Source organism: Thermodesulfitimonas sp., assembly GCF_052743955.1.
Genome location: NZ_JBRAIN010000035.1, coordinates 1 through 16252 on the forward strand (window position 1 = coordinate 1; position 16252 = coordinate 16252).

Below are 16252 nucleotides of genomic sequence, written 5' to 3' on the forward strand. Positions count from 1 at the left end.
ACCAACTTATTCCTCTAATGTATCCTGTTACCCCTACTCAAATTTTACTCGAACTAACGCAACTTCTCTGCGGGTTGTAAGCGCCTTGCCTGCGGCCTCACTCTCGAAGAATGTCGTTTACGGCCAAGGTATTTTATAGTATATTTTAAACAAATAGCCGGTTATTGAAAGGGTTGCTTATGGTTCGCTTTCTGAAAGAGGCAGTGGCGGACACGGCGACGAAAATGGCTTTTTTGCAGTTTTTACTTTTGGGGTTGGTGGTGGCTGTCTGGCCGAATTTTTGGTTGGCGGCGCTTGTCCTGGCGGGCGTCAACTCCCTCACCTTCTTCTTTTTGCGCCAGAGCGAAGCCCGGCAGCGGGCTACGCTACGGATGGATAGCCAGACCATCGACCCGACGCTCAAGATCGCCGATGCGGCCCTGCCTTACATGCGCCACGGGCTTAACGAAGAGACGGCCCACAAGATCGCCGAGATCATCCAACGGATCGGCGATGTGCCGGCAGTGGCGATAACCGACCGGGAGCGGATCCTCGCCTTTTTAGGCCCTGGCTGTGAGCGCCACCCTCCCGGTGGCGGGATCGTAACCCACGCGACCAAGCAGGTGATCCTGACCGGAGAGATCAAGATTGTGGAGCGGCGGGCGGATTTCCAGTGCCCGGTAAAGGATTGCCAGTGCCCGTTAGGTGCCGTGGTGATCGTGCCGCTCAAGTGCCGCGACGAGGTCGTGGGAGCCCTCAAACTCTACCGGACGGAGGAAGGGCCGCTACCCCAGATCACGATTAACCTGGCGATTGGTATTGCGCAGATTTTGGGGGTCCAGATGGAGCTTGCCGAGTTAGAGCGGCAGTCGCAATTAGCGATGAAGGCCGAACTTGAGGCGCTGCGGGCTCAGATTAACCCGCACTTCCTTTTTAACACGCTCAACACCATCGTGATGTTCAGCCGGGCCAACCCGGAAACGGCCCGGCGGCTGCTCATCCGGTTAGCCTCTTTCTTCCGGCACGCGCTCAAATCAACGGGGCACTTTACCACGCTCCAGGAGGAATGGGATTGCGTTAACACCTATCTGGTGCTGGAAAAGGCGCGCTTCCGGGAGAAGCTCCGGATTGTCCGGAGCATTGATAAGAGCCTTTTTGATTACCAGATACCAATTCTCACCTTGCAGCCGCTAGTCGAAAACGCGATCAAACACGGCATCATGCCGAAGGTCGATCCGGGCACGGTGCGGATTGCGGTACGCCGGGTGGGTGACGAGATGGCGGTGGAGATTGCGGACGACGGTGTCGGGATTCCCCCGGAGATCCTCCCGAAGATCTTCACTCCGGGCTTCGGTTCCGGCAGTGGTGTGGGACTTTCAAACGTGAACGAGCGACTGAAGGGTCTTTTTGGCGAGAACTATGGTTTACAGGTGACGAGCGAACCGAACAAGGGAACGATAGTGCAATTTCGCATCCCGCTGACGAAACAGCTGGGTGAGAGCAAGGAGGGAGGCGCTCTTGAAGCTAAGAGCGTTAATCGTTGACGACGAATACCCCGCACGCCAGGAGTTGCGGTACGCGCTTTCGAAAATCGATAACGTGGAGATTGTTGGCGAGGCCGCCAACGCGCAGGAAGCCCTGTCGCTTATCAAGGCGCTCGATTATTCGGTGCTCTTTCTGGATATTGCTATGCCGGGGATGAGTGGTCTGGATCTCGGCGCGGTGATTCAGGAGCTGCCGAACCCACCCTACGTGATTTACGTTACCGCTTACGACGAGTACGCGGTAAAGGCCTTTGACGTGAACGCTGTCGACTACATCCTGAAGCCGATTGACGAGAAGCGTTTGCGTAAAGCGGTAAACAAGGTATTGAAACTGATGCGCGAGTCCGGCAACGGCGCGGCGGCGGCGACGCAGGCGGAACCGGCCATCCGGATCGGCCGTCTCCCTGCCGAGAAAAACGGGAAGACGGTACTGGTGAACGAAAGCGATATCGTCTACATTTTTACCGAGGGGGACGCGGTCTACGTTAAGACCTTCGCCGACCGGTACCTGCTCCACTTCACTTTGAAGGAGCTTGAGGCGCGGCTCAACCCCACCGTCTTTTTCCGGACGCACCGGTGTTTCATCGTAAATCTGCACAAGGTTAAGGAGATTATCCCGTTCTTCAACGGGACCTATTCGCTGGTTGTAGACGATAAGGAGCGGAGCGAAGTGCCGCTCTCGCGGGCGCAGGCAAAGAAGCTCCGGCGGATTCTCGGCTTCTAAGAAGGAGAAGCGGGCGGTGCTCGTCGGCATCGGGACGGATATCGTAGCGGTGGCGCGGATCGAGCGGTTGCACGCGCGCTGGGGGGCACGTTTCCTGAACCGGGTTTACACCCCGGCCGAGCAAGCTTACTGCGCGCGGAAGGCGGCGAAAATGTTGCACCTGGCGGGCCGCTTTGCGGGCAAGGAGGCGGTGTTGAAGGCGCTCGGTACGGGACGCGTAGGCGCCGGATTTAACGAAGTAGAGATTCTGAACGACGCGGACGGCCGCCCGTATGTTTTACTGCGGGGCCGGGCGGCCGCGGTGGCAGAACTGCGGGGGGTGCGGCGGTTGCACCTGAGCATCGCCCACGACGGCGGTGCGGCGGTAGCCTTTGCCGTTGCCGAGGGAGGGGGAGCGTTTTTTGCGCCTGGTCACGGCCCGGGAGATGCGGGAGATTGACCGCCGGGCGATAGAGGAGTACGCGATCCCCGGGCTACTCCTGATGGAGAATGCGGGCCGCAGCGTCGCAGACGCGGTGGAAAAGCTGTTAGGCGGGCTCGGGGGGAAAAGGGTCGTTGTTCTTTGCGGCAAGGGGAATAACGGCGGGGATGGCTTGGTCGCGGCGCGCCACCTCCTCCAGCGGGGGGCAGCGCCCAAGGTTTTCTTATTCTGCGCTCCGGAAGAGATCGCGGGCGACGCAGCGGTTAACTTCACGATCTGGCAGCGCCTGGGCCAGGAGTCTTTTCAGATAGCAACCTCCGGGAGCCTACAGCTTTTAAAAATAGCGCTGCTGCAGGCGGATGCTGTGGTGGACGCCCTTTACGGGACGGGTTTCCGGGGGAAGGCTGCGGGTCAGGCGGGCAGGGCGATCGAAGCGGTTAACGCTGCAGGCAGGCCGGTGGTGGCCGTGGATTTGCCCTCGGGTCTGGAGGCCGATACTGGGCGGGTTAATGGGCCCTGTATCCGGGCGACGGTGACGGTAACCTTCGGTCTCCCCAAAATTGGTTTGGTGCTCGCGCCTGGGGCGCAATACTGCGGAAAGTTGGTAGTGGCCGACATTTCGCTGCCGCGCGCCCTCACGGATGGCGAGGGACCGGGGCGGTACCTCTTGACGCCAGAACTGGTTTCTTCCTGGTTTGCGCCGCGCCCGGCCACGGCCCACAAAGGGAATTTCGGCCACGTCCTGGTTGTGGGAGGTTCCCGCGGGATGATCGGGGCGGCGTGTCTTACGGCGCAGGGGGCGCTGAAAAGCGGGGCGGGGCTGGTAACGCTGGCCGTGCCGCGCAGCCTGCAGGATGTGGCGGCGGGCAAGCTCACCGAGGTTATGACTGCCGGCTTGCCGGAGACGCCGGAAGGGGCGCTGAGCCGGGAAGCTCTTCCGGCGGTTGCGGCGCTTTTAAAAAGGAAGGCGGTTTTAGCGCTGGGGCCGGGGCTCGGGCAGCACGCGGAAACGGTCGCGCTGGTCCAGGAGCTGGTCCGGGCGGCTGGCTGCCCGCTGGTGGTCGATGCCGACGGGCTTAACGCTTTTGCGGCCGGAGGTGGTTTGCCGGCCGCGCGAACAGTGCCGTTGGTAGTTACCCCGCACCCGGGGGAAATGGGGCGGCTAACGGGTAAAAGTGTGGCGGAAGTGGAAGCGGACCGGGTCGGCTGCGCGGCGGAAGCGGCTCGGGAATGGCAGGCGGTGGTTGTTTTAAAAGGGGCCCGGACGGTGGTCGCGAGTCCGGATGGTTACCTGGGTATTAATACTACCGGGAATCCGGGTATGGCGACGGGCGGTAGCGGCGACGTGCTCACCGGCGTGGTTGCGGCCCTGATCGCCCAAGGTCTCGATCCCTTCCGGGCCGCGGCCGCGGCCGTTTACTTGCACGGGCGGGCAGGGGATCTTGCGGCGGGCGAGACGGGAGAGATGGGGCTTACCGCCGGAGACATCCTTCGCTTTTTACCGGCCGCCTGCCGGGAAATCGAGAGGCTTAGGGAGGTTGTGAATGGCGTATCCGGTCTGGGCTGAGGTAGACCTCGGAGCACTGGCTGCCAACCTGCGGGAAGTGAGGCGCCTGGCCGGCGGGGCGGCGGTAATGGCGGTAGTGAAGGCGAATGCCTACGGCCACGGGCTGGTTCCGGTCGCCCGCGCGCTCGTTTCCGAAGGAGTGGACTGGCTGGGCGTTGCCAGGGGCGGTGAGGCTTTGGAACTTCGGCGGGCGGGAGTTGCGGCGCCCCTTTTAGTTTTAGGGTATGTTTATCCCGACGAATGCGCGGCGCTGGTTGCGGCCGATGTCTCTCTTGCCGCCTACGACGTGGATGTTGCCCGGCTGTTAGCGGGGGCCGCGCAGCAGGAGAAAAAAAGGCTCCGCCTTCACCTTAAGGTGGATACGGGTATGGGCCGGCTGGGGCTTCCCGCCGACGGTGCCGGGGTGGAAGCTGCCCTTGCTATTGCCGGGTTGCTGCGGGTGGAGGTGGAGGGGCTTTTTACCCACTTCGCCTGTGCCGACATGGCTGACGAAGAGCCAACCCGGTGGCAGCTCGAGCGGTTTCTGGCTTTCTGCCGGGAGCTAGAGCGGCGCGGCTTATCGGTTCGCTACCGGCACGCGGCAAACAGCGCGGCCCTGATTCGTTTCCCAGAAGCGCGCCTGGATATGGTGCGTCCCGGAATTATGCTTTACGGCCTTTACCCTTCACCGGTTTGCGGCGGGGTAAAACTCTCTCCGGTGATGAGTTTAAAAGCGCGGGTGGCGCAGGTAAAAAGGGTCGGCGCTGGCTTTCCGGTAAGTTACGGCTGGACCTACCGGACCGCGGGGCCTACGGTCCTGGCTACGGTTACGGTCGGTTACGGCGACGGCTACAGCTGGTTGCTTTCCGGGCGCGGGGAAGTTTTGGTGCGTGGCCAGCGGGTGCCGGTGGTGGGACGGGTCTGCATGGACCAGATTATCGTGGCGGTCAACGGGATTGCGGGCGTGACGCCGGGAGACGAGGTTCTCCTCTTCGGGCGTCAGGGAGAAGTGTGCCTGCCGGTGGATGAGGTTGCCGCGAAGATCGGCACAATTAATTACGAAGTTGTGTGCGGTGTGAGCGCCCGGGTGCCGCGGGTCTATCTGTAGGTGCGACCTTTAGCGTTACCGGCGGCGCTTTACGTTCAACGGTTTGGCGTTGGGGTGGTTCTGGTGGAGCTGAAAAGAGACGGTCTTAACCGTTACCGCATACCGCGCCACGGAAAGATGCGCGTCGATGCGGTTGTTTATGTGAACGAGCATCTCCTACCGTATTTACGGGATGATAAGTCACTGGAGCAGCTAATGCACGCGGCCTGTTTGCCCGGGGTGGTGGAGCCGGTAATCGGGATGCCCGATATTCACGAAGGGTTTGGGCTCCCGATTGGCGGCGTGATGGCCGTGGCGCCGGGCGGCGTGATCTCCTGCGGCGCGGTGGGCATGGATATCAACTGCGGGGTGCGGCTCATCCGCAGCGACCTTTTGGCCCGGGATTTTGATAAGCTGCTCCTCCGCCGGCTGATGGAGCGGATCGAGGATTACGTGCCGACGGGCATAGGGAAAAAGGGAAAACACAAGGGATTGACGACGCACATCTTCGAGGACGTGGCCCACAGGGGCGTGCAGGCGGTGATCGAGGCGGGTTTCGGTGCCTCGGGACACTTGGAGTACATCGAGGAAGGAGGTTGTCTTCCCGGGGCCGATATCACGGCCGTTTCCCGGGAAGCCTGCGCGCGTGGCTCCGTGCAGTTAGGGACGCTCGGCGGCGGTAACCACTTCATTGAGCTTCAGGAGGTAACCGACGTTTACGACCCGGAACTGGCGGCGCGCTTCGGCCTTTTCCGCGGGCAGCTTACGGTAATGATTCATACGGGTAGCCGGGGCTTCGGGCACCAGATCTGCACCGATTACACAAAGCGGCTGGCGGCGGTGGCGCCAAAATACGGGATTGAGCTGCCGAGCAAGGGCCTGGCGGCAGCGCCGATTGATTCGCGCGAGGGGCAGGATTACTACAAGGCGATGGCCTGCGCGGTGAATTTTGCTTTTGCCAACCGGCAGATCATCATGACTGATGTCATGCGTGCCTTTAGCGATATCCTTGGTTTTACGGCGGAAGCCATAGGGATGCGGCCCGTTTACGATGTCGCCCACAATATCGCGAAGTGGGAAAAACACCACGGACAGCGGCTGCTGGTTCACCGCAAAGGTGCTACCCGCGCGCTTTGCGCCGGCCACCCGGCAAACCCACTGGTTTACCGGGATACGGGCCACCCAGCGGTAGTTCCCGGAAGCATGGGGACGGCCTCCTACGTGTTAGTGGGGACGGAGAAGGCGGCGGAAACCTTCTTCTCCGTTAACCACGGCGCGGGCAGGGTCCTTTCCCGGACGGCCGCGGAGAAGAAGATTACCCGCGAGGAGTTCGAACGGGCGATGGGCGAGGTGCTCTACAACACGCGGAACTACAGGGAAATGGTGGACGAGGCGCCGCTGGCCTACAAGGATATCGAACAGGTGGTCGAGACTCTAGTTGCCGTGGGGATCACCAAAAAGGTGGTCCGGATGCGCCCGCTCGCCGTCATTAAAGGCAAGGATTAGGGGGGCTGCGCTTGTTTCCGGCACCGGTAGAGAAAGTCCTACAGCTTCTTGAAGAATCGGGTTTTCAGGCTTTTGTTGTCGGCGGAGCCGTCCGGGATATTTTGCTCGGGCGGGTCCCCCGGGAGTACGACGTGGCGACAAACGCCCGCCCGGAGGAACTTTTGCACTTGGCCCAAAAGTTCCGGCTGAAAGCGTATCCTAAAGGCGCCGCCTTCGGCGTCATTTCCTTTATTGTTGACGGAATGGAGATCGAAGTGGCTACCTTCCGGGCCGAGGTTTACGGGGCGGACGCCCACCGGCCTGAAAAAGTGGATTTCCTTTCGCGGCTGGAAGAGGATCTCGCCCGGCGCGATTTTACCGTGAACGCCATGGCTTTCGACCGCCAGGGGCAGCTTTACGACCCTTTCGGCGGGCGGGAGGATTTGGCCCGGGGGATTTTGCGCGCTGTCGGTGATCCGGACGAGCGCTTTCGGGAAGACGCCCTGCGCCCGTTTCGCGCCTGCCGGTTTGCGGCGGAGTACGGGTTTTCGGTAGAGGAGAGCACCCGCGCGGCCATTGTCCGCGCCCGCGACCGGGTGGCGGGCTTATCTGTAGAGCGAATCAGGGAGGAGCTCGAGCGGATTCTTTTGAGCCCGCATCCCGCCCGCGGCTTTGCCCTTCTTCGGGAAACAGGCCTTCTGTCAACGCGGTGCCGGGCACGGACGGCGGGGAAAGAAGAAACGGTTCCAGTGTTGCCGGAGTTAACCCGGCTTTACGGCGTGCCGCAAAATCCGCGCTACCACGCCTACGACGTTTGGGAGCATACCATGCAGGTGGTCGCGTCAATTCCACCGGAGGTAACGCTGCGGTGGGCCGCGTTGCTCCACGATATCGCCAAGGGAATGCCTGGTGTGCGGGCGCTCAATAAGCGGGGGGAGCTGTCTGATTACCGCCACGAGCAGGTGGGGAGCCTGATGGCCCAGGAAATCTTGGGCCGTCTGCGGGTAGGTGGTCTTTGCGCGCGGCGCGTCGTTTGGCTCATTCGCCACCACATGAATTTCCCCCCGGCGCAGGAAGCAAACGTGGTGAAGTGGCTGCGGCGCTTAGCTCCTGATTTTAAGGACCGGGAGGAGTTGGCGGGCGCGGTTATGCAGCTATTGGCCCTGCGGGATGCGGACCTGCGAGGGGGTAAGATTGGGGCTCAAGAACGCCTGGCGGAAAACGAACGGTTACGGTTTTTAGTGGCGGGTGTTTTGGGGCGAGTGCCGCTTTACCCGGCAGATTTGGCGCTTAGCGGCCGGGTTGTGGCCCGGTATTTGGGCGAGGGTCCGCAAGTGAAATGGGTTCTTGATGACCTGCTCCGGCGGGTTCAGGAAGGAAGCTTACCAAACGAGGCGGAGGCGCTTGAAAAAGCACTGACCGGAACGGAAAGTTACAAAAGATTTCTTATCCACAAGGAAGATGGCCGGGCACGTCGAAGAGTGTAAAAAATAAAATGCTATAGGTGATAGCTTTGGTTTTTTGGACGTACGGCCATTTTTTTAGGCATATTTTTCGGTATCTACGGCGATTTTGTTGTCTGGTAGCTGTTACCACGATACTTTCTCTCCTACTCGTGCTTTCCGGTTTTTCCCCACCAGCGTTCGCAAAGTCAGGCTACTACACCGTCAAACGGGGCGACTCTCTCTGGGTGATCGCCCGACGCTACGGTACCAGCGTGGCGGCGCTCAAGCGGGTGAACAACCTGCGTTCGGAGGCGCTCAACCCCGGGCAGGTGCTCCGGCTGCCGCAGCCGCGGTGGACTTCTGTCCGGGCGGTAAGACCGAAGGTGGTAGCGCACCGGGCGCCGCTTCCGGCACGCTCCGGCGACGATATTCGCGACCTTCTCGCCTACGCTCGCTCTCTTCTCGGGATCCGTTACCGCTGGGCAGGGGAGAGCCCCGCGACCGGGTTTGATTGCTCCGGCTTTACGAAACACGTTTTCGGTCGGTTTGGTGTGGCCCTGCCTCATTCGGCTGCTGCCCAGTACTCCTGCGGCGTTCCGGTGGCGCGCGCGGAACTTATGCCGGGAGATCTTCTCCTCTTCCGCATTTCAGGCTCCGGTATCGATCATGCGGCGATCTATTGTGGTGACGAACGCTTCATCCATGCCAGTTCTTGTGGCGGTTGCGTGCGGGTGGACGCGCTTACTGAGCCTTACTGGAGTTCCCACCTTGTCGGTGCGCGGCGTCTTCTGGAGGCAAAAAGGTAGCCCCCAGCGAATCGAATTGATAGGTCGGAGGCAGGGATGAGATGTCCCTGCCGAATTTTTTTACGCGCCAGAGCGCTTTCAGGAAGGAATATTGCAAGTTTAGTCGAAAATGTCCCAAAGTATGTCGATTTTTGCAATAAGAAGTTATCTCTGGTGGTCTTATCGCGTATGCGCTTAGGGATTAGGGGCAAACTCATGGCGGCTGTTTCGCTAATCATGTTGGCTGCCCTTTCCGTTCTCGGCGTCCGGACCTACTCCGAGAGTAGGAAGGTTCTGGAGCAAGAACTTGTCGGCCGGCTAGAGGTAGAGCTTCAGTACTGGGCGCACCGGGCGGTGGAACACCGGATTATGGATATTAAGGAGCGAACTCTCTACTTTGCCAACCTTCCCGAAGTGAGGGAACTCTTAAGTGGTGTGCCAGGTGGCCATGCGCCCCAGAGTGCCGTGCCCCGCCTTTCGGTGGTGGTAAAGGAGGGTTTTACGGCGGAACCCGCGCTGGTACGGGTGGTTGTAATGCGGGCAGACGGTAGGGAAGTCTGGCGCGGTGAACAAGGCGGCGCGGCGCTCGCCCCGGCAAAACTGTGGCGCGAGTGTCCTTGCTTTCGGGAGGCGGTGGCGTTATCCTCCGGGATGAGAGCTACCGCTAACATCTATTTGGTGCCGGATAAGAAAACGGGCGGGATGCGGCCCCTACTCTGTACTGTAGCACCGGTCCTTGAGGGCGGCCGAACTTCCGGCGCCGTGATTGTGGATACGGATTTTGTTGCCCTGCTGCGGAATTCTCCTGCCGTTATGCGAGAGGGCACTATTTACCTTGTGGACCGAAAGGGGAGGGTTCTGTACTGGGGGAAGACTGGCGAGAACCCCTCGCGGGAGACTTCGGGGACGGTTGCCCTCAAGGATGTGGCGCCGGACCTGGCTACGCTTATCGGCATCAAAGATGCATGTTTTCAGTTTTCTGATGCCGACCATCTTCACGGTTTTATCCGCGTTTACCTCAACCGGCCCTACGATAGCCACTATTTCATCGTCGCTTATAGCGTCCCGCGCCAGGTTCTTTTGGAAGGTCTCGGTCGGGTTACCGGCGTTTTTGCCCTGACCGGCTTAGCGGTATTTTTGGTTTCCCTATTCCTCGTAGGACTCTTGGCGAGTGCAGTGGCGCGGCCGGTAGCCGAGCTGGCGGCGGTGGCGGACCGCGTAGCGGCGGGCGACCTTTCGGTGCGGGTAAAGGAGATGGTCCGCCGGGACGAGGTCGGGAGGCTTTACCAGAGCTTTAACCGGATGGTGACGGCTTTACAGGAAGCCCAAAGCCGCGCGGAGGAGAAAAAGGCCCGGCTCCTCGAGGCGGCGGGGGAGGCGGCTGTTGACGTTACCCGGAACCTTTCGGTTCCGGTAATCCTCGAAAAGTTAGCCCAGTCAGTGGTGCGGATTGTCGAGGCTGATTGCGCCTGCCTGCATCTCAGATCTGAGGAAGGGGTAACACATTTCTTCGCGGCGGGCGAAGGAAGCCGGGAGTGGGCGGTAATGGGCACCGCGGGGGGAGGGGGCTTAGCGGCGATGGTTTTCGAAAAAGGAGATATTGTGCGTCTGACCGAGGCGGAGATGGCGTTCTCTTCTTGCCGGCCGCTCCGGGCCATCAAGGCCTTTTTGGGGGTGCCGGTTTTCGGTGATGGCCGGGTAATCGGGGCGCTCTGTGTTGGGAGCTCTAAAGGCCCAATAACAGAGGCGGACGAGGCGGCAGTCAGGCTTCTGGCGGCCCACGCTGGCGTGGCGCTTAGCAACGCGCGGCTTCACCAGGAGGTCCTGGCCATGGCCGAGAACCTGGAGCGGCGGGTGGAAGAGCGAACCCGGGAGCTTAAAGCGATGAATATAGAGCTCGAGCGCGCAAACCGGCTAAAAAGCGAATGCTTGGCCATGATGAGCCATGAACTGCGGGCACCGCTCAACACCATCATTGGTTTTACCGACGTGCTCTTGAGCGATTCCTTCCCTGATATGCCGGAAAAGGCAAGGGAGTACCTCCGGGACATCATGGAGAGCGGGGAACATTTACTCTCTTTAATTAACGATGTCCTGGATCTGGCGAAGATTGAGGCGGGGAAAGAAAAGCTTTACCTTGAGGAGATACCCGTGGCTGATTTTATCAGGGGAACGGTGCTGCTCTTTCGGGAGAAGGCGGCTAAACACGGTATCCAGGTGGAGGTTTCTACCGAAGGTGTGTCGGAGTGGGTTCTGGACGGGCGGAAGTTCCGGCAAATTTTGTTCAATTTGCTGTCGAACGCCTTTAAATTCACTCCCGACGGCGGTAAAATAGGTGTGGAGGCCAAAATTGAAGGAAACGTGCTTGCGGTCACGGTTTGGGATACCGGTATCGGAATCCCGGAAGAAGACCTGCCGCGGCTTTTCAAGCCTTTTGAGCAGCTCGATAGTTCGCTTACCCGTCACTATTCGGGTACCGGGCTTGGCCTAGCGATGGTAAAGAAACTGGCGGAACTGCACGGCGGTACGGTAAGTGTCCAGAGCGAACCAGGGAAGGGGAGCCGCTTTACCGTTTACTTCCCCCTTCTTACCTATGCGCGCGAGGACCTGGGCGTTGACAAGACATACCATTGACGGAGGAAAGCAATGAAAAAGATCCTGGTGATCGATGATGACGCGAAAGCCAGGAAGCTTTACCGGGTTATTCTCGAACGGGCCGGTTACGCGGTTTGGGAGGCGGCCGGGGCTCCGGAAGGGATTCGTCTGGCGGAGACGGAAAAAGTTGATCTGATAATTCTCGATATCCATCTTCCGGAAATGGACAGCCTTTCCGCGGTCCGGATCCTTAAGGCGTACGGGCCGACGAAAGATATGCCGGTGGTGGCGGTTACGGCGCTCTGGCAATGCCCGGCGATCGGGAGATGGTACTCACGGCAGGAGCTGACGCCTACTTAGCCAAGCCGATCAGGAGGAACGAGTTGCTGCGGGTGGTGGGGGATTTCTTAGAAAGTGAAGGGAAGATTACAGAATGAAAGTCAGACAGCCGTTAGTGCTTTTAGTAGATGATGAAGAAAAAGCGCTCAAACTCTACGAGGCAATGTTGGCGCAAGAAGGCGTCGCTATAGCTAAAGCTACGGACGGCCAAACGGCGCTCGAACTTTTCCGGCGCCTCTAAAGCCCGATTTGGTGGTTCTGGATATTATGATGCCGGGGATGGATGGTTTCGAGGTTTGCCAGCGGATCAGGGCGTTGCCTGAAGGCGTTAATGTCCCGATTCTGATCGTCTCCGCAATCGGTGACCGGAAGTCCCGGATTAAGGGGCTGGCTCTTGGCGCCAGTGATTTTCTCGATAAGCCGGTAGATAAGGCGGAGTTCGTAACGCGGCTTAGTAACCTGCTCCGGGTCAAGGAGTACCAGGACTTTCTCCAGGACCAGAGCATCATGCTGGAGCAGCTGGTCCGGCAGCGTACGGCAGAGCTCTTCCGAACGCACGAGGAGTTGAAGCGGAGTTACTACGAAATCCTTTACCGCCTGGCGGTGGTGGCCGAGTACCGCGATGGCGATACGGCCCGCCACATCAGCCGGATAGGGCTTTACACGCAGGTGATTGCGGAGGCGCTCGGACTATCGCCCCAGGAGGTGGAGCTTTTATCATTGGCCAGTCCGATGCACGATATCGGCAAGGTGGGGATCCCCGACCGGATTCTCCTGAAACCCGGTCGGCTTACGCCGGAGGAATTTGACATAGTGAAAGCGCATACTACTATCGGGGCGCGCATTCTTGCCGGAAGCAACTCGGATGTCATCCGGACGGCAGAGGAGATTGCGCTTAGTCACCACGAGCGGTACGACGGTTCGGGTTACCCGAACGGCTTGCGGGGTGAACAGATACCCCTTGCGGGGCGGATTGTGATGCTGGCCGATATTTACGACGCTTTGCGGAGTGAGCGGTCTTATAAGCTTGCTTTCGACAGGGAAACTACCCGGCGGATTATTTTGGAGGGAGACGGCAGGACGAAGCCGGAGCACTTTGATCCCGAGGTACTAGACATTTTCCGCAAGGTTGAACCTACACTCCACGAGATTTACGAGAGTTACCGGGGTAAAGAGCTTACGGCATTCCAGGAGATTAACCGCGTTTTGTCGGAATACAAGGAGTCTTAGGGGGCTTGGGGCGGTGAACAAGGTACGGCTCAACTACTGGCTGGGCTGGCTTCTTTTTCTGACGGGGGCTGGTCTCGCGGTGTCGGGATTTGTACGCTGGCTTGTTCTTCCCGGTGCCGGGCGGGGTAGGTCCCGGGGGGCGGAGGCGGTTTTTATCTTTACCCGCCACACCTGGACGGATATCCACCAGTGGTTAGCGCTTATTTTTGCGGGCCTGGTGCTCCTGCACCTTTACCTTCACTGGAACTGGATTGTGGTGATAACCCGGCACGTCCTCGGGCGGGATAAGGGGTAGCGAGGGCGGTTTTTAAAAAAACAGGTCAGGCGGCAGGGGAGGAGGAAAATGGAGGTAGGATTCATCTACGACCCGGCCTACCTGCGCCACGGGGCTGGCTGGCACGTGGAGTGCCCGGAGCGACTGACCGAAACGCTTGCGGTGCTAGAAAAGAAAGGAATCCGGGAGAAGATAGCAGAGGTCAAACCCCGCGCGGCAACCGCGGCAGAAGTGGCGCTGGTCCATTCTCCGGCCTACATTGAGCGGGTTGAAGCCTTTTGCCGGGCGGGTGGTGGGCATCTTGATCCGGATACCTTTGCCAGCGCGGCGAGTTACGAGGTGGCGCTGCTGGCGGTAGGCGGGGCGCTTGCGGCGGTGGAGGCGGTGATGGCGGGTGAGGTGCACCGGGCGTTCGCGCTGGTGCGGCCGCCGGGACACCATGCGCTGCCGGACCGGGCGATGGGGTTTTGTCTCTTCAACAACGTGGCGGTAGCGGCCCGCTACGCGGCCCGTAAATACGGCCTGGGGCGGATTCTGATCGTGGACTGGGATTACCACCACGGTAACGGCACCGAGGCGGTATTTTACGAAGATCCGGGAGTCCTTTACTTTTCGACGCACAGCGCGACCGGCTATCCCGGGACGGGGTGGGTTGAGCGCGTGGGTGAGGGCGCCGGGGCCGGGTTCAACATTAACGTGCCGCTTCCCAACGTTACGGGGGATGTTGATATGCGGTATGTTTTTGAGCAGATCCTTCTCCCGGTGGCCGCAGCATACCGGCCGGAGTTGGTTTTGGTTTCGGCCGGGCAGGATGGCTACCGGGGCGACCCGATTGCAGGCATGAACCTGACCGCGGACGGCTACAGGGAGATGGCGGTGCTGGTGCGGTGGGTGGCTGATGAGTACGCGGCGGGGCGGCTGGTCGGCGTCCTTGAGGGAGGGTACGATCGGCAGGGTCTCGGGGAGTGTGTGGCGGCGGTTCTGACGGCTTGGTTGGAAGGTGTGACGGCTACCGGAGAACAGGTCCGCGAGAAAGTGCCGGTCGCCCGCGTGCACCCGCAGGTAGCGGCTGCCGTGGCCGCTGTAAAGGAGGTGCACCGGCCTTTTTGGTCGCCCTTGCGGACGTGAAAAAATTTTTTGTGCCGGCTTCTTTACTGTGGCCTCCAGATATGGTATTATTACTCTTAAAATTGTAAAGTTGCGCCATAAGGTTAAAGGCTGTGAAGAGGTAAAGTAGGTCTCTGGTAAGGCTTGCCCAGCGAGCCGGGGAGGGTGCGAGCCCGGCGAAGCTTATCAGGTCGGAGTTCGCCCCGGAGCTGCCGGGTGAAGCCCAGCACTCACACGTCGGGTTGAGTGCCGGGTGGGTAGTCCGGGCCGGAAGCTCCCACCGTTAAAAGGGAGGGGATATCGGAGGCGTCACGAAGAGCTTCCCGTATCCTGGAAAGAGCGGGCCTTTTAAATGGTCAATTAGGGTGGTACCGCGGGAAAAACTTAATTTTGCGGCCTTACAAACTCGTGGCGCGGGAGGTAAAGCCGGAAACAACCGCCATTCGGGTGGGACGTGTGACCATCGGCGGCGCAGAAGTAGTGGTGCTTGCAGGTCCCTGTGCTGTGGAGAACGAGCCCCAGCTTATCACGGCGGCCAAAGCGGTGAAGGAGGCCGGTGCCCACATCCTGCGCGGCGGGGCGTTTAAGCCGCGCACCTCCCCTTATTCCTTCCAGGGGTTGGAGGAGGAGGGACTCAAACTCCTCGCGCACGCCCGGGAGGCTACCGGCTTGCCGGTGGTAACCGAGGTTGTAGATACCCCGGATGTCGAACTTGTGGCCCGCTAGGCGGACATTTTGCAGGTGGGCGCCCGGAACATGCAGAATTTCCGGTTGCTCCGCGAGGTAGGGCAGGGCGAAAAAGCCCGTACTTTTGAAACGCGGCCTGGCGGCTACGGTAGAAGAGTGGTTGGTGGCAGCCGAATATATTGCTGCCGCGGGGAACCACGAAATCATCCTCTGCGAGCGGGGCATCCGGACTTTTGAGACCAGCCTGCGGAATACCCTGGACGTGAGCGCTATCCCCTTAGTGAAGGAGCTCTCGCACCTGCCGGTCATCGTTGATCCGAGCTACGCGACCGGGAACTACCGGCTAGTTACCCCTTTGGCGCGGGCGGCTGTAGCAGCTGGGGCCGACGGTTTGATGGTAGAAGTTCATCCAGACCCCGCCCGGGCGCTTTGTGATGGGCCGCAATCCTTGACCCCCGCGCGCTTTGCCGCTCTGATGGAGGAAATAGGCCGGGTTGCGGCGGCGATAGGGCGGGTTGCGCGGGAGGCTGAGGGCAAGGTTAAAAAACAGGCTGGCGGGTAGTAGCCTGAAGGGATCTCTAATGAAAGCAAATTTTTTCTGGAAGGGGGTTTCTCAATGGCTAGAATCCCGTATATCGAAACGAGCGGGTGTCAGGCGTGCGGGACCTGTGAGGCGGTGTGCCCGGAAGTTTTTAAGATGGACGAGGATGCGGGTCATGCGGTGGTTATCAATCCGCACGGGGGCAGTGAGGATTGCATCCAGGAGGCGATCGATAGCTGCCCGGGGCAATGCATAAGCTGGGTTGAAGAATAGCGGCTCACGCCGAGTTCAGAGCTTCCCGCTTCTTCGGCATCTTGCTTTTTGCCGCGTTCTGATTTATAATGATGTTGTTGCGCCCGTAGCTCAGGGGATAGAGCGCCGGCCTCCGGAGCCGGGTCTTGGCGCAGGTTCGATTCCTGCCGGGCGCACCATAAAGGTGACCTGAAACCCGCGAAAATCAAGG

15 protein-coding genes, 1 tRNA gene and 1 pseudogene are annotated in these 16252 nt (G+C 60.0%); all 17 read left to right on the forward strand.

Annotation, left to right across the window (positions count from 1 at the left end):
• Positions 1-164 precede the first annotated feature (164 nt).
• A complete protein-coding gene (locus tag ACUVTA_RS04430) occupies positions 165-1523 on the forward strand; it encodes a histidine kinase (RefSeq protein WP_445951765.1) in 1359 nt (452 codons plus the stop codon).
• A complete protein-coding gene (locus ACUVTA_RS04435) occupies positions 1498-2247 on the forward strand; it encodes a LytR/AlgR family response regulator transcription factor (protein WP_445951766.1) in 750 nt (249 codons plus the stop codon). Before ACUVTA_RS04430 ends, ACUVTA_RS04435 begins: the two co-directional genes overlap by 26 nt.
• A gap of 16 nt (positions 2248-2263) precedes the next feature.
• Positions 2264-2686, forward strand: coding sequence for a holo-ACP synthase (acpS, locus tag ACUVTA_RS04440; protein WP_445951767.1), 423 nt, complete (start codon positions 2264-2266; stop codon positions 2684-2686).
• On the forward strand, positions 2649-4235 hold the full coding sequence (locus tag ACUVTA_RS04445) for an NAD(P)H-hydrate dehydratase (RefSeq protein ID WP_445951768.1): 1587 nt from the start codon (positions 2649-2651) through the stop codon (positions 4233-4235). The genes acpS and ACUVTA_RS04445 overlap by 38 nt, the downstream gene beginning before the upstream one ends.
• On the forward strand, positions 4213-5322 hold the full coding sequence (alr, locus tag ACUVTA_RS04450; RefSeq protein ID WP_445951769.1) for an alanine racemase: 1110 nt from the start codon (positions 4213-4215) through the stop codon (positions 5320-5322). Before ACUVTA_RS04445 ends, alr begins: the two co-directional genes overlap by 23 nt.
• Positions 5323-5439: 117 nt before the next feature.
• Positions 5440-6807 (forward strand): RtcB family protein, encoded by a 1368-nt coding sequence (locus ACUVTA_RS04455; RefSeq protein ID WP_445951778.1) that lies wholly within the window; start codon positions 5440-5442, stop codon positions 6805-6807.
• Positions 6808-6818: 11 nt separating this feature from the next.
• Positions 6819-8273 (forward strand): CCA tRNA nucleotidyltransferase, encoded by a 1455-nt coding sequence (locus ACUVTA_RS04460; RefSeq protein WP_445951770.1) that lies wholly within the window; start codon positions 6819-6821, stop codon positions 8271-8273.
• Between the two features lie 128 nt (positions 8274-8401).
• Entirely contained in the window at positions 8402-9037 is a 636-nt protein-coding gene (locus tag ACUVTA_RS04465) for a C40 family peptidase (protein WP_445951771.1), read from the forward strand.
• Positions 9038-9205: 168 nt separating this feature from the next.
• Positions 9206-11650 carry an ATP-binding protein gene (locus ACUVTA_RS04470; protein WP_445951772.1) on the forward strand — a complete coding sequence of 815 codons (2445 nt, stop codon included), beginning with the start codon at positions 9206-9208 and terminating at the stop codon, positions 11648-11650.
• 12 nt (positions 11651-11662) lie between these two features.
• Entirely contained in the window at positions 11663-11971 is a 309-nt protein-coding gene (locus ACUVTA_RS04475; RefSeq protein ID WP_445951773.1) for a response regulator, read from the forward strand.
• A gap of 73 nt (positions 11972-12044) precedes the next feature.
• Positions 12045-12191, forward strand: coding sequence for a hypothetical protein (locus ACUVTA_RS04480; protein WP_445951774.1), 147 nt, complete (start codon positions 12045-12047; stop codon positions 12189-12191).
• An 11-nt stretch (positions 12192-12202) separates the two neighbouring features.
• Positions 12203-13180: an HD-GYP domain-containing protein gene (locus ACUVTA_RS04485; RefSeq protein WP_445951779.1), complete on the forward strand. Its 978-nt coding sequence runs from the start codon at positions 12203-12205 to the stop codon at positions 13178-13180.
• 13 nt (positions 13181-13193) lie between these two features.
• On the forward strand, positions 13194-13475 hold the full coding sequence (locus tag ACUVTA_RS04490) for a DUF4405 domain-containing protein (RefSeq protein WP_445951775.1): 282 nt from the start codon (positions 13194-13196) through the stop codon (positions 13473-13475).
• A 48-nt stretch (positions 13476-13523) separates the two neighbouring features.
• Positions 13524-14582: a histone deacetylase family protein gene (locus ACUVTA_RS04495; protein ID WP_445951776.1), complete on the forward strand. Its 1059-nt coding sequence runs from the start codon at positions 13524-13526 to the stop codon at positions 14580-14582.
• Positions 14583-14948: 366 nt separating this feature from the next.
• Positions 14949-15810 (forward strand): annotated as a pseudogene (aroF, locus tag ACUVTA_RS04500) (3-deoxy-7-phosphoheptulonate synthase).
• Between the two features lie 54 nt (positions 15811-15864).
• Complete coding sequence (locus ACUVTA_RS04505) at positions 15865-16062, forward strand: ferredoxin (RefSeq protein WP_445951777.1); 198 nt, start codon at positions 15865-15867, stop codon at positions 16060-16062.
• Positions 16063-16141: 79 nt separating this feature from the next.
• Positions 16142-16220, forward strand: a tRNA-Arg gene (locus tag ACUVTA_RS04510).
• Positions 16221-16252: the final 32 nt, after the last annotated feature.

Coding starts and splice junctions, on each gene's coding strand:
- ACUVTA_RS04495 (WP_445951776.1), top strand. CDS start 13,524: ATGGAGGTAGGATTCATCTACGACCCGGCCTACCTGCGCCACGGGGCT.
- ACUVTA_RS04455 (WP_445951778.1), top strand. CDS start 5,440: ATGCGCGTCGATGCGGTTGTTTATGTGAACGAGCATCTCCTACCGTAT.
- ACUVTA_RS04505 (WP_445951777.1), top strand. CDS start 15,865: ATGGCTAGAATCCCGTATATCGAAACGAGCGGGTGTCAGGCGTGCGGG.
- ACUVTA_RS04475 (WP_445951773.1), top strand. CDS start 11,663: ATGAAAAAGATCCTGGTGATCGATGATGACGCGAAAGCCAGGAAGCTT.
- ACUVTA_RS04470 (WP_445951772.1), top strand. CDS start 9,206: ATGCGCTTAGGGATTAGGGGCAAACTCATGGCGGCTGTTTCGCTAATC.
- alr (WP_445951769.1), top strand. CDS start 4,213: ATGGCGTATCCGGTCTGGGCTGAGGTAGACCTCGGAGCACTGGCTGCC.
- ACUVTA_RS04480 (WP_445951774.1), top strand. CDS start 12,045: ATGAAAGTCAGACAGCCGTTAGTGCTTTTAGTAGATGATGAAGAAAAA.